The organism is Mycolicibacterium neoaurum (assembly GCF_036946495.1).
Lineage (GTDB): Bacteria > Actinomycetota > Actinomycetes > Mycobacteriales > Mycobacteriaceae > Mycobacterium > Mycobacterium neoaurum_B.
In genome coordinates this window covers 398,306-418,787 of sequence record NZ_JAQIIX010000002.1, presented here as the reverse complement: position 1 = coordinate 418,787, position 20,482 = coordinate 398,306, and the positions used below count along the sequence as shown (strand labels likewise).

At 67.7% G+C, this 20,482-nt stretch carries 17 protein-coding genes; 7 read left to right on the top strand and 10 right to left on the bottom strand.

Annotation, left to right across the window (positions count from 1 at the left end; genetic code table 11):
• The first annotated feature begins 29 nt into the window (after positions 1-29).
• The gene (locus PGN27_RS07405; RefSeq protein ID WP_335325567.1) at positions 30-671 is read left to right on the top strand and encodes a DUF305 domain-containing protein; all 642 of its coding nucleotides are present in this window, start codon (positions 30-32) and stop codon (positions 669-671) included.
• Here the strand turns inward: PGN27_RS07405 and PGN27_RS07400 are convergent, their stop codons facing one another.
• The gene (locus PGN27_RS07400; RefSeq protein ID WP_335325566.1) at positions 672-1,547 is read right to left on the bottom strand and encodes an AIM24 family protein; all 876 of its coding nucleotides are present in this window, start codon (positions 1,545-1,547) and stop codon (positions 672-674) included.
• Positions 1,548-1,629: 82 nt separating this feature from the next.
• On the opposite strand from PGN27_RS07400, the gene PGN27_RS07395 reads away from it, so the two are divergent.
• On the top strand, positions 1,630-1,833 hold the full coding sequence (locus tag PGN27_RS07395; protein ID WP_335325565.1) for a hypothetical protein: 204 nt from the start codon (positions 1,630-1,632) through the stop codon (positions 1,831-1,833).
• Positions 1,834-1,837: 4 nt separating this feature from the next.
• On the opposite strand, the gene PGN27_RS07390 is transcribed toward PGN27_RS07395, so the two are convergent.
• Together PGN27_RS07390 and PGN27_RS07385 are read right to left on the bottom strand one after the other, a co-directional pair.
• Positions 1,838-3,721, bottom strand: coding sequence for an ABC transporter ATP-binding protein (locus PGN27_RS07390; protein WP_335325564.1), 1,884 nt, complete (start codon positions 3,719-3,721; stop codon positions 1,838-1,840).
• Positions 3,718-5,445, bottom strand: coding sequence for an ABC transporter ATP-binding protein (locus PGN27_RS07385; RefSeq protein WP_335325563.1), 1,728 nt, complete (start codon positions 5,443-5,445; stop codon positions 3,718-3,720). The genes PGN27_RS07390 and PGN27_RS07385 overlap by 4 nt, the downstream gene beginning before the upstream one ends.
• 158 nt (positions 5,446-5,603) lie before the next feature.
• Between PGN27_RS07385 and PGN27_RS07380 the strand changes: the two genes are divergently transcribed.
• Positions 5,604-6,134 carry a DUF3558 domain-containing protein gene (locus PGN27_RS07380; RefSeq protein WP_036462012.1) on the top strand — a complete coding sequence of 177 codons (531 nt, stop codon included), beginning with the start codon at positions 5,604-5,606 and terminating at the stop codon, positions 6,132-6,134.
• Positions 6,131-6,688 (top strand): DUF3558 domain-containing protein, encoded by a 558-nt coding sequence (locus PGN27_RS07375; protein WP_418888564.1) that lies wholly within the window; start codon positions 6,131-6,133, stop codon positions 6,686-6,688. The genes PGN27_RS07380 and PGN27_RS07375 overlap by 4 nt, the downstream gene beginning before the upstream one ends.
• Here PGN27_RS07375 and PGN27_RS07370 read toward each other — a convergent pair.
• Positions 6,685-7,176, bottom strand: a complete 492-nt coding sequence (locus tag PGN27_RS07370) for a SixA phosphatase family protein (protein WP_418888563.1) — start codon at positions 7,174-7,176, stop codon at positions 6,685-6,687. The two genes, PGN27_RS07375 and PGN27_RS07370, sit on opposite strands and share 4 nt — an antisense overlap.
• Positions 7,177-7,303: 127 nt before the next feature.
• On the opposite strand from PGN27_RS07370, the gene PGN27_RS07365 reads away from it, so the two are divergent.
• Positions 7,304-8,473: a metallophosphoesterase family protein gene (locus tag PGN27_RS07365; protein WP_335325561.1), complete on the top strand. Its 1,170-nt coding sequence runs from the start codon at positions 7,304-7,306 to the stop codon at positions 8,471-8,473.
• The gene (locus tag PGN27_RS07360) at positions 8,470-11,124 is read left to right on the top strand and encodes an AAA family ATPase (RefSeq protein ID WP_335325560.1); all 2,655 of its coding nucleotides are present in this window, start codon (positions 8,470-8,472) and stop codon (positions 11,122-11,124) included. Before PGN27_RS07365 ends, PGN27_RS07360 begins: the two co-directional genes overlap by 4 nt.
• Here the strand turns inward: PGN27_RS07360 and PGN27_RS07355 are convergent.
• Entirely contained in the window at positions 11,121-12,473 is a 1,353-nt protein-coding gene (locus tag PGN27_RS07355; protein WP_335325559.1) for an LLM class flavin-dependent oxidoreductase, read from the bottom strand. The genes PGN27_RS07360 and PGN27_RS07355 overlap by 4 nt on opposite strands.
• Positions 12,474-12,548: 75 nt before the next feature.
• Positions 12,549-13,751, bottom strand: a complete 1,203-nt coding sequence (locus tag PGN27_RS07350) for an acyl-CoA dehydrogenase family protein (RefSeq protein ID WP_335325558.1) — start codon at positions 13,749-13,751, stop codon at positions 12,549-12,551.
• Positions 13,752-13,863: 112 nt separating this feature from the next.
• On the opposite strand from PGN27_RS07350, the gene PGN27_RS07345 reads away from it, so the two are divergent.
• Positions 13,864-15,102, top strand: coding sequence for an alpha/beta fold hydrolase (locus tag PGN27_RS07345; RefSeq protein ID WP_335325557.1), 1,239 nt, complete (start codon positions 13,864-13,866; stop codon positions 15,100-15,102).
• Here the strand turns inward: PGN27_RS07345 and PGN27_RS07340 are convergent.
• Genes PGN27_RS07340 through PGN27_RS07325 form a run of 4 tightly spaced genes read right to left on the bottom strand, consistent with a single transcriptional unit; the run spans position 15,092 to position 20,464 of the window.
• Positions 15,092-16,756 carry an oligopeptide ABC transporter substrate-binding protein OppA gene (locus PGN27_RS07340; protein ID WP_335325556.1) on the bottom strand — a complete coding sequence of 555 codons (1,665 nt, stop codon included), beginning with the start codon at positions 16,754-16,756 and terminating at the stop codon, positions 15,092-15,094. The genes PGN27_RS07345 and PGN27_RS07340 overlap by 11 nt on opposite strands.
• 11 nt (positions 16,757-16,767) lie before the next feature.
• Entirely contained in the window at positions 16,768-18,609 is a 1,842-nt protein-coding gene (locus PGN27_RS07335) for an oligopeptide ABC transporter ATP-binding protein OppD (RefSeq protein ID WP_335325555.1), read from the bottom strand.
• Positions 18,606-19,490: an oligopeptide ABC transporter permease OppC gene (locus PGN27_RS07330; protein ID WP_036461919.1), complete on the bottom strand. Its 885-nt coding sequence runs from the start codon at positions 19,488-19,490 to the stop codon at positions 18,606-18,608. The genes PGN27_RS07335 and PGN27_RS07330 overlap by 4 nt, the downstream gene beginning before the upstream one ends.
• Positions 19,487-20,464, bottom strand: a complete 978-nt coding sequence (locus PGN27_RS07325) for an oligopeptide ABC transporter permease OppB (RefSeq protein WP_335325554.1) — start codon at positions 20,462-20,464, stop codon at positions 19,487-19,489. The genes PGN27_RS07330 and PGN27_RS07325 overlap by 4 nt, the downstream gene beginning before the upstream one ends.
• Between the last annotated feature and the right edge of the window lie 18 nt (positions 20,465-20,482).

The following is a 20,482-nucleotide window of genomic DNA, read 5'->3' as shown; positions in this document are numbered from 1 at the left end:
GGAGGAACACATCGATGAGGAAATCGGCGATGGCCATCGCAACGGGAATCGCAACGGGAGCGGCCGCCGTCCTGCTCTTGGCGGGCTGTACCAGTCAGTCCGAGCCCGCGGCCGACGGTCACACCGACCACAGCCATGACGCCGGTCAGGAGACCGGTCACGACAACAGTCACGGTGGCAGCGGGGCAAACCCCGGTCCCGGCGCCGACGCCGGCACCCACAACGGTGACGACATCGCGTTCGCCCAGCACATGATTCCGCACCACAGCCAGGCCGTGGAGATGGTCGACATCCTGCTGGCCAAGCCCGACGTGGATCCACGGGTGGTCACGCTTGCCGAGCAGATCCGCGCCGCGCAGGCGCCCGAAATCGAGCAGATGCAGGGTTGGCTGGATCAATGGGGCAACCCGCCGATGCCCGCCATGGACCACAGTTCGATGGACGGCATGGTCGCACCCGCCGATATCGAGAAACTGCGCGCGGCACCCGGCCCGGAGGCCACCAAGCTGTTCCTGCAGCAGATGATCGGACACCACGAGGGTGCGGTCACCATGGCGCAGAGCGAGATCGACGGCGGGCAGTACCCCCAGGCCGTCGACCTGGCCCGCGCCATCATCGACAGTCAGCAGAAAGAGATCGACGAGATGAAGTCGATCCTGAACAGCCTCTGACTATTGCACCGGGATGGTGATGCCCTCTGAGGGCTGCACGATCACGAATCCCTGGCCGTGGAAGGCGACCTGCACGGCCTCACCGGAGCCGCGACCGATCAGGGCACCCGCCTTGAAGCTGGTCTTGAGCTGGGTCTGCAGGTTCGCCGACCAGGCCACCACCGCGTTGGTGTCGGCGTAGGTCGGCGCCTCGGCGGCATTGAGCACCACCGGGGGGCCATCGGTGGTCAGGGCAACCCACCCGCTGCCCCGCAGGGTGGTGTTGAACAGGCCACCGACGGCGATGCTGCCGCCCTTGACGCGCTCGATGTTCCAGTCCAGGCTCGCCGAGAAGGCCAGCACGTTCTTACCGCTGATCGACAATCCCGAGTTCGTCAGATGCAGCAGGTGCACGTAGTTGGCCTGCTCGGCCAGGAACACATCACCCTGGCCCTGGACGCGCATCAGCGGAAGGCCCTCGCCGGTCAGTGCCTTCTTCAGGAACTTGCCTGCGCCGCCGCCCTCGAAGGCGAAATCGACGTTGCCCTGGTAGGCGACCATGGAACCCTGCCGGGCCATGAACGGTTCGCCGACCCGGACCCGTAGCAGCCGCTCGTTCTGCAGCGCGATCGCCGACGACTCCTTCTCGCTGAACCGGCCGTCGATCAGGTCACCACTGATACCGCTGAAACCGTCACCGCCGCCCTGCGGTGCGGGATCCTGGCGGACCGGCGCGGCCTGCTGCTCGTCCTGCGGGTGGCCGCCGGCGCCCGGCGGCGGGCCCAGCGGGGACGCGAACACCTGGCCCTGGTGGGATACCTGGTCGGTCCAGTTCTGCCCGTCGTACCAGCGGTACTCGTAGCGTCCCTCGGGATCCCGCAACCACTGACCACTCACCGTGTGCTCCTCAACGTCAATCGTCTCGTCCAGTATCCGATCGCCACATATCCAATCACCTCACGCTGGCATGCTGGATCGCATGGCAGCTGACGAAATCGATCGGGTCCGGGGGAGAAGCGCGTTGGCGGTGGTCAGGCAGCATCCCGGCATGGTGTTGTTCCTGGCCTCGCCGGCGATCATCGGGTTGATCGCGGTGTGGTGGCTCGCCGGCGCCGGGTGGGCGGCGCTGCTGTTGGTGGCACTGGTTCTGGGCGGGGGAGTCGCGGTGCTCGTCAAACGATGAATCGTCAGGCCCTGGCCATCTCCCAGTACTCACCGCGCCGGGCCAGTAGCTCGGCATGAGTGCCGCGCTCGACGATCCGGCCGGCCTCCATCACCAGGATCTGGTCGGCATCGCGGATCGTCGACAGCCGGTGGGCGATGATGAAACTCGTCCGGTCCCTGCGTAACTCGGCCATCGCCTGTTGGATGAGCAGTTCGGTGCGGGTGTCCACCGAGCTGGTCGCCTCGTCGAGGATCAACAGCTGGGGTCGGGCCAGCACCGCTCTGGCGATGGTGATCAACTGCTTCTCACCGGCACTGATCGCACCGCCGTCATCACCGACGCGGGTCTGATAGCCCAGCGGCAGAGTCTGGACGAATCGGTCGACGTGGGCCGCGCGGGCGGCCGCGTGTACCTCGTCGGCGTCGGCGTCGGGCCGCCCGTAGGCGATGTTGTCGTAGATGGTCCCGCTGAACAGCCAGGTGTCCTGTAGCACCATGCCGATCCGCGAACGCAGATCGGCGCGGGCCATGGTGGCGATGTCGATATCGTCGATGGTGATCCGGCCGGAGTCGGCATCGTAGAACCGCATCAGCAGGTTCACCAGCGTGGTCTTACCGGCCCCGGTCGGCCCGACGATCGCGACGGTGGAGCCGGGCTCGGCGATCAGTGACAGTTCGTCGATGACGGGGGAGTCGGGCCGGTAGCCGAAGGACACCCGGTCGAACCGCACCCGACCAGGGCCGACCGACCGGGTGGACGGTGGCGCGTCCGCCGGCTGCTCCTCGGCGTCGAGCAGTTCGAAGATCCGCTCTGCGCTGGCGATCCCGGATTGCAGCGCGTTATACATCGCGGCGACCTGTGTCAGCGGCTGGTTGAACTGGCGGACGTACTGGATGAAGGCCTGGATGTTGCCGAGGGTGATCTGGCCGGTGGCGACCTGGATGCCACCGACCACCGCGACGGCGACGTAGCTGAGGTTACCGATGAAGGTGGTGGCGGGCCCGACCAATCCGGAAAGGAACTGCGCGGCAAGGCTGGTGCGGTGCACATCGGCGTTGAGCGTGTCGAAATGCCGGGCCGCCGCGGCCCGGTGGCCGTAGGTCTTCACGACCGTGAAACCGCTGTAGGTTTCTTCGATATGGGCGTTGAGCCGGCCGGTATTGGCCCACTGTTCGGCGAACAGCTTCGCCGAGCGACGGGCGATGGCGCGCGTCGCCCACAGCGACAGCGGGACGGTGAGCACGGTCAGCGCCGTCAGTAGCGGGGAGATCGTCAGCATCGCCACCAGCACGGCCAGCACCGTCAGCGCCGAGGTGAGCAGCTGGCTGATGGCAATGCCCAGCGTGGACTGCACATTGTCGACGTCATTGGTGACGCGGCTGAGCAGTTCGCCGCGCTGACGGCCGTCCACATAGGACAGCGGCAGCCGGTGCACCTTTTGCTGGATTTCGGCGCGCAGCGTCATCATGGTGCGTTGCACCACCACGTTGAGGATGCGTGCCTGCAGCCATACCAGCAGCGCTGCAACCAGATACAGCCCGAGCGCGAGCAGCAGGGTGTGCGCGACCGCGGTGAAATCGACCCCCTTGCCGGGGGCGACGTTCATCCCGGACAACAGGTCGGCCAGGCTGTCGTCACCGCGGGCCCGGGCGGCGGCGATCGCCTCCTCCTTGCTCTGCCCGGCCGGCAGTCCGCGGCCGATGACACCGTCGAACAGTAGGTCGGTGGCGTGGCCCAGGATTCGCGGACCGATCACACCAATCGCGATACCGCCGATGGCCAGCATGATCACCGTCACGGTCAACAGGCGTTGCGGGGTCAGCCGTTTCAGCAGCCGCAGCGCCGAACCGGTGAAATCGCGGGAGCGGACGGTCGGCGGTTGCATCCCGCGCATCGGGCGCGTCATCCGATCCCCACCGACTGGGAATCCACGAATTCCACATATGTCCGACAGGTCCGCAACAGCGATTCGTGGGTGCCGCTGCCCACCACGACGCCGTCCTCGATGACGATCACCTGATCGGCCTGCGCCACGGTGCTGATCCGCTGCGAGACGATGATGACGGTGGCCGACGCGGACACCTGCCGCAGCGCGGACTGAACCCTGGCGTCGGTGCGGGTATCCAGGGCCGAGAAGGCATCGTCGAACAGGTACACCGAGGGCCGGCGGATCACCGCGCGGGCGATGGCCAGCCGTTGCCGCTGTCCGCCGGAGAAGTTGATGCCACCTTGGGCCACCCGCATCTGGAGACCGTCGGGATGAGCGCGCACGAAGTCATCGGCGGCCGCCACCCGCAATGCTTCCCACATCTCGTCGTCATCGGCGTCGGCCTTGCCGTAGCGCAGATTGTCGGCGACGGTGCCGGAGAACAGATAACCACGTTGGGGCACCAAACCCACGGCCCCCCAGAGGTCTTCGGTGTCGTAGTCGCGCACATCGACGCCGTCTAGGCGGGACGATCCGCCGGTCACGTCGTAGAGCCGGCAGATCAGCGACAGCAGCGTCGATTTGCCCGAACCGGTGCTTCCCACGATCGCGGTCACAGTGCCCGGTCGGGCGGTCAGCGAGACCCCTTGCACGACAGCACGGTCGGCGCCCGGATAGCTGAATGTCGCATTGTCCAGCGTGACCTCGCCGCGCACATCGGTGCCGTCGACAGGCTCGGCGGGATTGCCGATCTGCGCAACGGTGGACAGCACCTCGGTGATCCGCTCCGCACATGCCGAGGCCCGCGGCAGCAGCACCAGCAGCAGGGTGGCCATCACCACCGCCATCAGGATCTGCATGAAATAGGCCAGGAACGCGATCAGCGAGCCGACCTGCATCTGGCCGGCATCGATGCGCTGGCCACCGAACCAGATCAACGCGACGCTGGAGATGTTGATCACCACCGTCGTCGCCGGCAACATCAGTGCTTGCCAGCGCCCGGCGACCAGCGCGGTATCGGTCAGCGCGGTATTGGCCTCGGCGAAACGCTCCCGTTCCAGCGGCTCCCTGGCGAACGCGCGGACCACCCGGATACCGGCGAGTTGTTCACGCATCACCCGGTTGATGTCGTCGATCAGGCGCTGCATCGAACGGAAGATCGGCAGCAGCTTGGACACCACCCACCAGTTCGCCACCGCCAGCACGGGGACGCTGACCAGCAGCAACCACGACAAGCCGGCGTCCTGGTGGATCGCCATGGCGATACCGCCGACCCCCATGATCGGCGCGGTGATCAGCATGGTCGCCGTCATCTGCACCAGCAGCTGGATCTGCTGGACATCGTTGGTGGTGCGGGTGAGCAGGGTCGGCGCACCGAACCGGGCGCTCTCGGTGGCCGAGAATGTGAGGACGTGGCCGAAGATGGCGGCGCGCAGATCCCGGCCGAACCCGATCGCGGCCCGAGACCCGAAGAACACCGCACCCACCGCGCACACCACCTGCAGTGCGGTCACCCCGAGCATCACCAGGCCGAGGTCGATGATGCGGCCGGTGTCACCCTGGGCCACGCCGTCGTCGATGATCGCCGCGTTGACGGTCGGCAGATACAGCGATGCCAGGGTGCTGATCACCTGCAGCACCGCCACCACCGCCAGCAGCCCGCGGTAGGGCCGCACGTGGTGACGTACCAGTGCCAGCAGCATGTGGTCACTCTTGCACACCACGCTGTCCGGACCGCTCCGCGGTCGAGACACGAAAAGGCAGGTCAGTCCGTATGTCAACGGTGTAGTGCGGGTCGGCCGCTACAGTGCATGTCGTGATCTTCCGACGCGGTGACGGCCGACTCAGCTGCGCGACGAAGATGCTGGTTGTCGCCACTGCGGTGCTGCCGGTCGTCGTCGCGTGTTCGGACTCCGAGAGCCCGAGTACGCCCTCGGTGCCCTCGACCACGGAGTCCGCCCCGGAGGCCCAGCACGGGCCGGTGTTCCCCGAGTGCGGTGGCATCAGCGATGAGACCGTCGCCCAGCTGACCCAGGTCCGCGGACTGGTCAACACCGCGCGTACCTCCGTGGGGTGCCAGTGGCTCGTCGGCGGCGGCATCATCGGCCCGCACTTCTCGTTCACGCACTTCCGCGGTAGTCCGATGGGCCGCGAACGCAAGACCATGGAGCTCTCGCGGGCCAGCGTCGAGGATGTCAGCATCGAAGGCCACGACGGTTTCGTCGGCATCGGTGAGGACCTGGTGCTCGGCAGAAACCTCTGCGAGGTCGGCATCGGGTTCGGTGACGATTTCATCGAGTGGTCGGTGAGCTACACCCAGAAGCCGTTCCCCGATGCCTGTGAAGTGGCCAAAGAACTGACCCGCCAATCGATTGTGAATGCCCAGCGATGAGCCTGATGAAGCGTCCGTTGACGGTGGTTGTCGCGCTGCTGGCTGCGCTGACGATGGTGCTCGGGGTGCAGGGCTGCTCACGTGCGGTCGACGGCACCGCCATCAAGTCCTCGGGGGCGGGGCCGCGCAACAACGACTCCCAGCGCAGCTACCCGAACCTGCTCAAAGAGTGCGATGTGCTGACCGAGGACATCCTGGCCGAGACCGTGGGCGCCGACCCGCGCGACATCCAGAGCACCTTCGTCGGCGCGGTGTGCCGGTGGCAGGCCGCCAACCCGAACGGACTGGTCGACATCACCCGGTTCTGGTTCGAGATGGGCAGCCTGGACTACGAGCGCCAGGTCGCCCAGGATCTGAAGTTCGGAGTCGAGGAGCGCCGCATCGCCGGTGTGCAGTCGATCGTCATGCGTAACCCCACCGACGCCAATGCCTGCGGGGTGGCCAGCGATGCCAGCGGTGTCGTCGGCTGGTGGGTCAATCCGCAGGCGCCGGGCATCGATGCCTGCGGGATGGCGATCAAGCTCATGGAACTGACGCTGGCCACCAACTCCTAGCGGGGTACCTGGAATTCGGCCAGGCGTGCGCCGCCGAGTCGCAGGTCGCGCCACGAACAGCGGACCTCCAGCCGTGAGATCGCCGAGGTCGGGTACTTCGACTCGATCTCGGCAACGGTCACGGGATCGCTGTCGTCCCCGGCCAGGCCCAGTGCGAGCCCGGACATCACCGGCTCGTGCCCGACCACCAGCAGCGTGGACACCTCGTCACCGATGCCGTTGATCTCGGTCAGGACGATCCCGGGTGTGGAGTCATAGAGGCGATCGACAAAACTCACCGGTGCGTCGATCCCGGTGCGCTCCAGCGTCTGCCGGGTCCTGATGGCCGTCGAACACAGCACCGCGTCGACGGTCGGCGCGTGGGACCGCAACCACTCGCCGGCCAGCCCCGCCTCGCGCTCACCGCGCGGGGCCAGCGGTCGCTGGTGATCGACGGTATCGGCCGGATAGTCCGACTTGGCGTGCCGCAGTAACAACAGGGTCCTCATCGCAATCAGGCTAGGTCAAGACAGCGGGGCCATGCCGATGCACCTCCCGGGACTTGTCGGAGGCCCGACCTAGACTCACCGCTGGGTCATTCAGGACCGGTAGACGAACACGGAAGGGAGTGCACCGATGCGCTTTCTGCATACTGCCGACTGGCAACTCGGGATGACGCGGCACTTCCTCAGTGCCGCGGGCGGAGAAGCGCAGTCGCGCTACGGTGCCGCCCGGCGTGAGGCGGTCGCCGGGCTGGGTGCGTTGGCCGCCGAGGTGGGCGCCGAGTTCGTCGTGGTGGCCGGTGACGTCTTCGAGGACAACCAGCTCTCCCCTCGGGAGATCAGCCTGGCGCTGGAGGCCATGCGTGCCATCGAGGTCCCGGTGTACCTGTTGCCCGGCAACCATGATCAGCTCGACGCCGGTTCGGTCTACACCAGCACGCTCTTCGCCGCCGAGCGCCCGGCCAACGTCACGGTGCTCGACCGCGACGGCGTATTCCGGGTGCGCCCCGGCGTGGAGATCCTCGCTGCCCCATGGCGTTCCAAGGCGCCGACCACCGATCTGGCCGCAGCCGTCACCACCGGTGTCGTGGCCGACGGGACGGTCCGGGTGCTGGTCGCCCATGGGGGCGTGGACATCCTGGATCCCGATCCGTCCAAGCCGTCGCTGATCAGGTTGGCCGCGCTGGAGGAGACGCTGGCCGCCGGCGCGGTGCACTATGTGGCGCTGGGAGACAGGCACTCTCGAACCAAGGTGGGCTCGACGGGCCGCGTCTGGTACTCCGGCGCTCCCGAGGTGACCAATTTCGACGATGTCGAGACCGACCCGGGCCATGTTCTGGTGGTCGATATCGACGAAGACGATCCCGCGCACCCCGTGCAGGTCACCGCGCGCCGGGTGGGCAGGTGGCGTTTCATCACACTGCGCCACGATGTCAACGACGACCGTGATATCGCCGGTCTGGACATCAACCTCGACCAGTTACCCGACAAAGAACGCACCGTGGTGCGCCTAGTGCTCACCGGGTCGCTGACCATCGGGCACAAGGCTGAACTCGACGACTGCCTGGATCGCTATGCCCGGTTGTTCGCCTCGCTGCGCACCTGGGATCGGCACTGTGACCTTGCGGTGCTGCCCGCCGACGGTGAGTTCGACGAGTTGTCGATCGGCGGTTTCGCCACCGGGGCCGTACAGGAGTTGGTCGCCGCCGCGCGCGCCGAGGGCGCCGACGCCGATGACGCGCGGTCGGCGCTGGCATTGCTGTTGCGACTCAGCGCGCCGCACGGGCAGGGGAACGTCGCGTGAAGCTGCACCGGCTCACCCTCACCAACTACCGCGGCGTCCTCCACCGTGACATCGAGTTCCCCGAGCGCGGTGTCGTGGTGGTCAGCGGCGCCAACGAGATCGGCAAGTCCTCGATGATCGAGGCATTGGACCTGTTGTTGACCGTCAAGGACCGGTCGTCGAAGAAAGAGGTCAAGGCTGTCAAGCCGACCCACGCCGACGTGGGTGCCGAGGTGAGCGCCGAGATCTCCACCGGGCCCTATCGATTCATCTATCGCAAACGCTTCCACAAGAAGGCCGAGACCGTTCTCACCGAGCTGGCGCCGACGCGTCGCCAGCTGACCGGTGACGAAGCCCACGACCGGGTGCTGGCGATCCTCGAGGAGACGGTGGACACCGCGCTCTGGCAGGCGCAGCGGGTGCTGCAGGCTGCGGCGACCGCACCGGTGGACCTCTCGGGCTGTGATGCCCTGTCGCGGGCACTGGATGTGGCCGCCGGTGCAGCAGACGGTGCTGCCCCGGCGCCCGATGCCCGGGGCGGGCCGGCCGGTGATGCCGATCCGCTGCTGATCGACAAAATCGAGCGCGAGTACCTGGAGTACTTCACCGCGACCGGCAGGCCGACCGGAGTCTGGGCGGCGGCCAACTCACGGTTGCGCGCGGCCGATGACGCCGTGGCGCAGTGCACGGCGGCGCTGCGCGAGGTCGAGCAGGCCGTCACCCGGCACGCGGTGCTCACCGCGGAGTTGTCCGGACTGGCCGAGCGGGTCAGTGCCGCCGAGGCGCGGCGCGGCGCGGCGGTGCAGTCCGCCGAGGCGGTTCGCGCGTTGGCGGCCGCCCGCGATACCGCCAAGCTGCTGGCCGAGGCTGCCGGTGCCGCCCACGCAGCGGCGGCAGCCGCCGTGACCGAACGCCGCCGCATGCGCATCGATATCGACGAAAGGTCCACGGTGGCAGCCGAACTGGTGGCGACCGCGGCCGAATCCGCGCAGGCGCACCGGTTGGCGTGTGAGGTGGTCGAGGCCGCCGAGGCCGACGCCGAGCAGACCGATGCTCTCGCCGCGGCCGCCGCGCAGGCTGTCGAGACTGCCCGGGCCGACCTGGCAGCGTGTGTCGCACGTGACGAGGCTGCCAGGCTCGCCGCGCGGATCGCCAGGCTGGACACCGTCGCCGGCGAGCTGGCCGATATCGAACGCGAGTTGGCAACCAATCCGATGACCGACGCCCTGGCCAAGGACATCGACGCCGCCGCCCGCGCGGTGGAGCGCGCCGCCGACCGGGCCGAACTGGCCTCGGCGCACTTGGAACTCGTCGCGCTGGGCGATGTCGTCGTGCGCGTCGGTGACACGGATGTCGATCTGGCCGCCGGCACCGACTGGGGCGCCGCGATCGCCGAACCCACCATGATCGAGGTGCCAGGGGTACTGCGTGCCCGGTTGTCGCCGGGGGCCGATGCCCTGCAGACCCACGCCGAATTCGATGCCGCGCACCGGGTGCTGGCAGAGTTACTGGAGAAGGTCGCAGTGGCCGATGTGGCGGCCGCCCACGCCCTCGCCGAACGCCGCCGCGAGTTGCGCGCCCAGCGGTCGGCCGCTCAGGCCACCGTCGCGGCGCTCACCGACCACGAGAGCGCGGCGCAGCTGCGCACCCGCCATGCCGAGTTGACGGCCGGCCTGCCGACGGCTGGTTCCGATGCACCCGGTGATACTGATGCCGCGCGCGCCGCGCTGGCCGGCACCGTGTCCGCGCACACCGCGGCGGCCGAGCAGGCCACCCTGCGGCGCAACGTTTTTGCCGCGGCCACCGCGAAATGCAATGACGCCGCCGTGGCGGCCGGCATGTTGCGCCAGAAGCTCGAAGGTGTGCAGGCCGAGCTGGATGCGGCCACCCAGCGATTGGCGGTCGCGCGGATGGCTGCGACCGACGAGCAGCTGAGCCTGCAGGCCGAGGCCGATGCCGAAAAAGCCAACCGGGCGGCCGAGGAGCTGTCCCGACTCGAGGGCGAACTGGCCGCCGCGCAACCGGATGCCGTTGCCGCAGAGCTCCGGTCGGCGACCGCGGCGTTGGAGTTGCTACTTGCTGAGCGGGAGACCGCGGCGACCGCACTGGCCGAGATCTCCGCTGCGCTCAAGGTCTACGGCAGCCAGGGTCGCCGCGGCGCGCTGGATGCTGCCGAGGCTGAACGCGAGCACGCCCACGGCGAGTTCCTGCGGGTCGGTCGCCGCGCCCGTGCGGCGGCGCTGTTGCGCACCGTCATGCTGCGTCATCGGGAGTCGGCCCGGCTGCGTTATGTCGAGCCATTCCGGACCGAGATCGAGCGGCTGGGGCGGCTGGTGTTCGGGCCGGACTTCGAGGTCGACATCGACACCGATCTGACCATCCGCAGCCGTACGCTGGCGGGCACCACCGTCGGTTACGAATCCCTTTCCGGCGGCGCCAAGGAACAGATGGGTATCGTCGCGCGGCTGGCCTGCGCCTCGCTGGTGGCCAAGGAGGACACCGTGCCCGTCGTCATCGATGACGCGCTCGGCTTCACCGACCCCGACCGGCTGACCAAGATGGCCGCGGTGTTCGACGCCGTCGGCGGCGACGGTCAGGTGATCGTGCTGACGTGCAGCCCCGACCGATACGCCGCCATCGACGACGCCCGGCTGATCGAGCTGACCGCCTAGGCGACGGCCTCCACCCGCGTGGTACCGGTCGACGCCGTGTCCAGGCCGAGGTGCTCGCGCAGGGTGTCACCGGTGTACTCGGTGCGGAAAAGCCCGCGCCGTTGCAGTTCGGGCACCACGTAGTCGACGAAATCGTTGAAGGTTCCCGGACTCTGCGCTGCCGACACCATGAAACCATCGGCTTCGCCCGCGGTGAACGACTCCTCGATCTGATCGGCGACCTGGGTCGCGGTGCCGACGAACTGCGGCAGTAGCACCCCCTGGGCGTACCACTTGCCGATATCGCGCAGGGTCAGGTTGTCCCGGTTGGCCACCCGTCGTGCGGTGTCGAACAAACCCTGGGTCCCGGTCACCTGGACATCCTCGACCGGTGCGTCCAGGTCGTACTGGGAGAAGTCGTGGTCGGTGTGCACGCTCAGCGTGATCAGACCGGAGATCGGATCGGCCAGCTCGTTGTGGAACGCCTGCTTCTCGCGGGCGATCGACTCGGTCTCGCCGACGAACGGGATGAACGCGGGAAAGATCAGGACCTGGTCGGGATTGCGGCCGAAATTGCTTGCCCGCGACTTGATGTCGTCATAGTAGGCGCGACGACCCTCCGGGGTCGGGTCGATTTCGAAGATGGCCTCGGCCCACCGTGCCGCGAAGTCCCGGCCGGTGTTCGACGAGCCGGCCTGGATGAGCACTGGGCGACCCTGCGGGGACCGCGGCACGTTCAGCGGCCCGCGGGTGCGGAAGAACTTCCCGTCGTGCTCGACGCGACGGATCTTGTCCGGGTCGGCGAACACACCGCTGTGCTTGTCGACGACCAGCGCGTCGGGATCCCATGACGACCACAACTCCAGGGTGGCGCGCAGGAACTCCTCGGCACGCTCATAGCGGAACTCGTGATCGAGGTGACTGTCCTGCCCGAAGTTCTGCGCCTCACTGGCCGTCAGCGAGGTCACGATGTTCCATGCCACCCGGCCACGGGTGATGTGATCGAGGCTGGCGAAGATACGGGCCAACTCGTAGGGATGAAAGAAGGTGGCGGACTTGGTGATCGCCACGCCCAGCTTGGAGGTCACCGCGCCGATGCTGGCCGCGACGATCGAGGGGTCCAGGGTGGCGGTCGCCTGGGTGCCGCGGCGCAGCGGTTCGGTGATATCGCGACCGTACTGGGCCGGGGCGGCCAGCAGGTCGGCGAAGAACACGAAGTCGAACTTGCCACGCTCCAGTATCCGCCCGATGCGGTGGTAGTACTCCGGGGTGGTGAAGTCGGTGTCACTGCCCGGGTGGCGCCACGCGGCGTGGGAGTGGGTCACCTGGGATGCGATCTGGAATCCGCCGAGGTGCAGCTGCTTGGGCATGAGTGGGTCACCTTTTTCCGCGATTGGTGGAGCGGCAGCCGCGCTGAGTGCGGTTGCCGCTCCACAAGTCGCTGATCAGAAGTACGCGTTGGCAGGGAGCGCAGTGTCGTGCAGCAGGTTCTGCCCGATGGCTCGCGCCTTGAGCCCGACCGGGTTGTGCAATGTGATGGTGCGGATGTTGCGCCAGTGGCGGTCGAGGTTGCGGGTCCGGCTGGCGGCGCTGGCACCGCCGAGCTCCAGCAGCCGGGATGCGGCCTCCGGGGCGATGGCGTCCAGATGCACCTTGACCTTGGCCACCCGCAGTTGTGCCTCGGTGGCCAGTGCGGCGTCCGGGACACCGTCGATCTCCGAATCGGTGGCCGCACCGATGGCCTCGGCGGCGTCCAGCACGGCGATGCGTGCCACGTGCGCGGTGCTGGCGAGCTCACCGAGCTGACGCTGTAGCAGCGGATCATTGGTCGGGCTCTCGGCGACGGCGTGGCTGAAGCTGCGTTCCCGGGACCGCAGCAGCGCCACCCCGTCGTCGACCACGTTGGCCAGCACACCGGCCACCACGGCATGGATGTAGAGCTGCAGGGAGGCGTACTGCACGGTCGGCACCGGCTCGGCGTCGTAGGGAGTGTCGGCGAGCACCTCGTCCTCGGCCACCGCGACACCGGCGAACGTGGTCGTCCCGGTGCCGGTCCGGCGCTGGCCGAAACCGTCCCAGTCATCGATGATCTTGACTCCCGGCCGGTCGGCGGGCACCACCACGGTGGCGACCGAGTCGTGGTCGGTGGTGGCGGTCGCGGTCAGGTAGTCGGCGAACAGCGTGCCGGTGCTGTAGTACTTCTCACCGTCCAGTCGGAAGCCGCCCTCGGGGTGGGGCAGCAGACGGGTGTTGAACACCAGGCTGCCGACGGCATTGCTGCCCTTCTCGCTGAAGGCGTTACCGAAGATCTTGCCTTCGGCGGCCAGGTCCAGCCAGGCACGGGACTGCGCGCGCAACCGCTCCTCGACGAACCAGAAATGCGCCCGGAAGATGTGGGCGACAATCGGATCGGCGCGGGCGACATCGATGACCGCCGAAAACAGCTGGGGCACGGTCAGGCCCGCGCCCCCGAGTTCCCTCGGCAGGCGCAGGGTACCGAAGCCGGCCCGCTTCAACGCCGCGACCTGGTCAAAAGGATTCTCGTCGTTGAGGTCTCGGTCACGGGAACCGGCACCGATACTGCTCAGCAAATCGGTCCATTCCGGTGTGCCCGGCAGGATGTGATGGGTGTTCTCGACGGTCGTCATGCCTCAGTAGTACCGAGGGACCGCCGGTGCCCGCACGGCTTGTGCTCACCGCGATCCTGAGAACGGGCTCCGCGGACTCTCATGAACGCCCGGCGGGGCACAATGAATGACGATGACCTCCCTCGCGCGCCGCCGGGCCCACGACAGGCTTGCCGCCCAGCCGGGCGTGCGAGCAGTCCGACGGCCCGTCGTCGCGGGCGCGATAGATCAGTTCGACCTGCACTATGTGCGCGCGGGCCGTAAGTCCGCGCATCCGATCGTCGTCATCCCCGGTGGTCCGGGGGCCGCTTCGGTGGCCCTGTACCGGGCCTTCCGCCGGAAGGCTGCCCACGCAGGTCTGGACGTCATCATGGTCGAGCACCGGGGGGTCGGCCTGTCCCGCCATGGCGATGACGGCCACGACCTGCCGCCGGAGGCGATGACCGTCGACGCCGCCGTCGACGATATCGCCGCCGTGCTCGACGACGCCGGGGTCGAATCCGCTCACATCTACGGCGCGTCCTATGGGACCTATCTGGCCGCCGGATTCGGTGTTCGCCACCCGGGACGGGTGGTGGGAATGGTGCTGGACTCCCCGCTGCTGTCGGCCGATGACATCGTCGAGGTGCGGGCCCACGTCCGTGCGGTGCTGTGGGATGGCGAACCGGGTACCGAGGAGCTTGCGGCCATGATCCGCGAGTTGGTGGGGCGTGGTGACTTCGGTCCGACCGCGGTGCTGCGGGCGACGGGGCTCTACGAACTGGCCGGACCAGATGTGCTGGGCCGCCAGCTGGAGCTGCTGGTGGCCGGACACGATTGGTTGTGGGCGGCCGTCGGCCTGGGAACCCGGCTGATGGTCGAACGTGAGACGGCCTTCCACCACGAGCCCGATCTGGTCGAGCGCATCGCCTACCGCGAGCTCAACTACGGCGCCGAGCCCGACGGCGGCCCGTTGGATCCGGCCGTCGCACTGCGCGAGGTGGCGCTCGGAGATCCCGAATTCGTGGCCGAGCCCTACGATCTGATCGCGGCGATGCCGGGCTTCTGCTGGCCCACCGCGGTGCTCTCCGGCGGCCGCGATCTCACCACACCCCCGGCGGTCGCACGTCGGATCGCCGGACTCATCCCCGATGCGACGCTGGTGGAGTTGCCGACCGCCGGGCACAGCATGCTGGACACCCGCGAGCGGGCCGCGCTGCAGGTCTGCCGGGCCGTCAGCACCGGCCAGACCCGCGAGCTTGCGGCGCAGGCAGCCGAACTCGACGCGCTGCCGGCCAACCGCAGCATTCGCTTGCTGGTGCGTGGCGTCGAACTGGCCGCCAAGGCCGAGAGCATCGTGCCCGACGGGGTGCCGCGACTGGCTACTTCATGAAGCCCATCGTCGAATAGTTGATATCCCCGATGCCGGTCGGGCCGTAGTTGGCCAGATTGCTGCGGACCGCCATGTTGCCGGGGGCTTGGAACAGCGGCAGGCTGTGCCCGACGTTCCAGATCAACTTGTCCAGCTCGTTGGCCTTCTCGCGGGCCTTGGCGGGGTCGAGTTCGGCGAGTGTGTCCTCGATCTTGGCGTCGACCTCGTCGCTGCCGATCTTGCCGTAGTTGCTCTCACCGCCGGAGGCATAAATCTGGGTGAGGCTCGCCAACGGGAAAGCATCTCCGCCCCAGGCGAATTGGGCGATGTCGAAGTTGCCGATGGTGACGTACTTGGGAAACAGATCGCCACCGGCGGCGGGAACCAACTCCAGGTTCACCCCGATCTGGGCCAGCTGGTTCTGCGCGATCTGTGCCACGGCGCGGGTGCTCTGCCCGTCGTAGAAGACGTTGCGGATCTTGAGCTGGCGGCCGTCCTTCTCCCGGAACTGGCCGTTCATCTTCCAGCCGAGGGCATCGAGATCGGCCTTGGCCGCCTCGGGGTCGAAGCCGATGCTGTTGTCCTGGTAGCCCTCCTGGCCGGCCAGATAGATGTGATTGTTCAGCGCCGCCGGGGTGTCGGCCAACCCGCGCTGGGTGACCTGGGCGATGGCCTGGCGGTCCAACCCCTTGGTGATCGCGGTGCGCAGGCCGGGGTCGGACAGGATCGCGCCGTCGGCGCCGTTCATGGTGAGGTGGTACCAGTTCGGTGCGGGAGCACGGCGGATCGTGACACCGGGGGTGCGTCTGGCGTTCTCCAGATCGTCCAGTGAAGCCAACCCGGCGGCGTCGAGCGCATTGTTCTGCAGGGCCGGGATCACCGCGGCGTCATCGAGCACGGAATAGGTGATCGAGTCCAGCAACGGCGGGGTGCCCCACCATTTCGGGTTGCGGGTCAACACGATCCGCTGCGCGGCGCGATCCACCGTGCTGATCATGAACGGTCCAGCCGATGCCGAGGGACCGTTGAGGAAGCCTCGGTTGAATGCCTCCGGGTCGGAGGTGACGGACTTGGGCGCCAGCATCGCATTACCGGCGAACATCCCGCGCCAATCGGCGAAATGCCTGCTGAAGGTGATGACGGCCTGGCGGTCGTCGACGCCCTTGGTCACCGACTCGACGCGCTCGCTACCGTTGGGGGAGGCGAACAGGAAACGCTTGTCCTTGCCGCTGGTGGCATTGATCTGGGCGGCCATGTCCTCCCAGGTGATGGGGGAGCCGTCGGTCCACACCGCCTTGGGGTTGATCGTGTAGGTCACCACCTGCGGGTCGGTGCTGGTGAGTTCGACGTCGGTGAAGTAGTCGCTGTTGACCGTCATCTCACCGTCGGGCTTGATGACGAAGGCGCGCGGCAGGGTGGCGCGCAGCATCCTGCCCAGCTCGCCGAGGTTGCCGTCGACGTGCAGGTAGTTGAAGTTGGGCGGGAATCCGGTCAGCGGAAGACGCAGGTTGCCGCCCTGTTGCAGGGTCGCCGGGTCCTGCGGGTTGATATCGGCGGTGGCGCCGAGCTCGGCATTCCCGCCCGCCGAGGGCACCGAGGTGTCGGGGCTGGAACAACCGGTCAGGGCCAGCACCGTCACGGACGCGACGGCGAGCAGACGCGAAATCGCACTCATGCGATCTGACTCTAACGGTGATCGGGTGCGGGGCGGGGGACCGCCGACAACAGGCGACGCGTGTACTCGTGCTGGGGGTCGGTGAAAACCTGTTCGCTGTCACCTTGCTCCACGATGCTGCCGCGATGCATGACGGCCACCCGGTGGGCGAGATGCCGCACCACCGACAGGTCGTGGGAGACGAACAGATACGCCAACCCGAACCGCTCCTGCAGATCGAGCAGCAGGTTGATGATGCCCGCCTGGATCGACACGTCCAGTGCCGACACCGGTTCGTCGAGCGCGAGGATCTTCGGTTGCAACGCCAGGGCCCTGGCGATGCCGATGCGTTGTTTCTGACCACCGGAGAAGTCGGCCGGGTAGCGGCCGGCGTCGGCGCGCCGCAGCCCGACGAGCCCCAGCAACTCGGCGACCCGATCCTGGGTATCGGCCTTGTCGAAGCCGTTGGCGCGCAGCGGTTCTGCCAGAACATCGAATACCGGCATGCGGGGGTCCAGTGATGCCACCGGATCCTGGAACACCACCTGCAGGTCACCGCGCAGGGCGCGCCGGCCGCGGCGATCCAGGGTGGCGACGTCGGTTCCGAGAATCTCGATGCGACCGGACTGTGGTGCGCTCAGGTCGAGGATCTGGTGCAGGGTGGTCGACTTGCCCGAACCCGACTCGCCGACGATGCCCAGCGTGCGGCCCTGCTCCAGGTCGAAGCTGACGCTATCGACGGCGCGTACCTCGCCGATCCGTCGGCGCAGCACCACCCCCTTGGTCAGGGTGTAGGTCTTGGTCAGCTCGCGCACCGACAACACGATCTCGCCGAGCTCGGCAGGCACCGTCGGGTCGGTCCGGGTCGGCGTGGACACCCCGTAGATCTGCGCGGCGCTACGGCCCGCAACCTGCTCGTGCCTGATGCAGGCGACCTGATGGGCGGGACCGACGGTGACCAATTCCGGTTCGGCGCTGCTGCACTCGTCGACGGCCAGCGGGCAGCGCGGCGCGAACGGGCATCCATCGGGAAGCGCGGCCAGTGACGGGGGAGCGCCCGGTATCGGCACCAGCCGTTCGCCCCGTGGCGCGTCCAGGCGCGGTACCGATCCGAGAAGTCCTGCGGTGTAGGGCATTCGACGGCCGCTGTAAAGTCGGTCCACGGGCGCGGTCTCGACCGCACGCCCGGCGTACATCACCAGGGCCCGGTCGGCGAACTCGGCGACGACCCCCAGGTCATGGGTGATGATCAGCACCCCGGCCCCGGTGACATCACGCGCTGTGCGCAGTACGTCGAGGATCTGTGCCTGCACGGTGACATCGAGTGCGGTGGTGGGTTCGTCGCAGATCAACAGGTCGGGATCGTTGGCGATCGCGATCGCGATGACCACCCGTTGCCGCTCACCGCCGGACAGTTCGTGGGGAAACGCCCTGGCGCGCCGGTCGGGCTGGTTGATCCCGACGAGCTCCAGCAACTCGACCGCCCGGCTGCGGGCTGTCTTGGCGTCCATGGTGCGTTGGTGGATTCGGAGTGCCTCGGCGATCTGGTCGCCGACGGTGTACACCGGCGTCAGCGCCGACATCGGATCCTGGAAGACGGTGCCGATGCGTGCACCCCGGATCCTCGACATCTCATTGTCGCCGAGCCCGATCAGTTCCTGGCCCTGTAACCGGACCGACCCGGACACCGCGGCGAACTCGGGCAGCAGCCCGACCACGGCCATCGCACCTGCGGACTTACCCGCTCCCGATTCCCCGACCAGGGCGACCACCTCACCGGCCGCCACCGTGTAGTTCAGGCCGCGGACCGCCGCGACCGTCTCGGTCTCACCGGGGAATTCGACGCGCAGATCGCGCACCTCCAGCAGGGTCATGCCCGTCGCCTCCCGGGTCGTGCCGCCGGGTCCAGCGCGTCGCGCAGCCCGTCACCGACCAGGTTGGCGCACAGCACGATCAGCACCAGCACGCCGGCAGGGAACAGGAAAACCCACGGAAACGTCGTCACCGACCGGGTGCCGTCGGCGATCAGGGTACCCAGCGACACATCAGGGGGCTGCACACCGAAACCGAGGAAGCTGAGCCCGGTTTCGGCGAGGATCGCCAACCCGACATTGAGTGCGGTGTCGATGATCAGGATTGAGGCCACGTTGGGCACGATGTGGCGGACGATGATCCGCCAGTTCGACACGCCCATATAACGTGCGGCCGCGACGAATTCGCGTTCCCGCAGGCTCATCGTCATACCGCGCACGATCCGCGAACTGATCATCCAGGAAAAGCAGGCCAACAGTACGATCAGCCACAGGATCGATCCCGATTCCCTGGTCCGTGGTGTCACGATGGCGATCAACAGGAAACTCGGCACCACCAGCAGCAGGTCCACGATCCACATCAGGGTGCGGTCGCGCCAGCCACCGAAATACCCGGCGATCGCGCCGACGGTGGCGGCGATGACCGTCGATATGAACGCGACCGCCATCCCGATCAGCAGGGACTTCTGCATCCCACGCAGGGTCTGGGCCAGCAGGTCCTGACCGATGGCGTTGGTACCGAACCAGTGTGTGGTGGAGGGAGGTTGCTGCAGCGCGTAGTAGTCCAGGTCGGTATGCGAATAGGGCAGCAGCGGCGGCAGCAGCCAGCAACCGGCGAAGAGTAGGCACAGCACGGCGATCGCGACGACGGCGGGCCGGTTGCGCAGGAACCGGCGTAGTACCAGGGTGCGACGTGAGACGAACTGATAGTCGGTATCGGTCATGAGACACGCACCCGGGGGTCGAGGGCGGCGTAGATGATGTCCGAGAGCAGACCGGCCAGCAGGATCGTCACCCCGGTGAACACCGTGATGGCCACGACGATGTTGGTGTCCTGGGTGCTGATGCCTTGAATCACCCACTCGCCCATGCCATGCCAGCCGAAGATCTTTTCCACGAAGACCGCGCCGGTGAACAGTCCACCCACGCTGTAGGCGAACAGCGTGGCCATCGGGATGAGGGCGGTCCGTAGGCCGTGTTTGAACAGCGCCTGGCGTCGGGTGAGTCCTTTCGCGCGGGCGGTCCTGATGAAGTCCTGGCCGAGCACGTCGAGCATGGCATTGCGCTGGTACCGGCTGAAGCCGGCGATGGCGGCCAGCGCGAGGGTGAAGGTGGGCAGCACCAGATGCTGTAACCGGTCGATGAGTTGATTCCCGAATCCGCCCACCGCGTCCGACGATGTCTCCCCGGTGTATTCGAACAACTGCACACCCAGCACCGAGTTGACCTTGAGGGCGCCCAGGATCAGCAGGTTGGCGATGACGAAGGTGGGCGCGCTGAGGATCAACAGCGATACGACCGTGATGGCGCGGTCGGAGAATCGGTACTGCCGGATGGCGCCCCAGGCCCCGACCACCACGCCGATCACGGTGCCCAGCACCGATCCGATCAACACCAGCCGCAGGCTCACTCCGATGCGCCGCCACAGCTCCTCGGTGACTGGCTGGCCGGTGACGGTCGTGCCGAAGTCGCCGCGCACCGCGCCAGAGACCCAGTCCAGATAGCGGACCGGGATCGGCTTGTCCAGATTCAGTTCGGCGGCCTTGGCGTCGATGACGGCCTGCGGTGGCCGCGGGTTGCGCTCCAGCAGGCTGTCCAGCGGGGAGAAGGTCAGCGAGGTCAGCGTGAACGACAGCACCGAGGCCAGCGCCAGCAGGATGGCGTAGTTCAGCAACCGGCGCATCAGGAAGCGGGTCATGCGGTGGCTCCGCCGCGG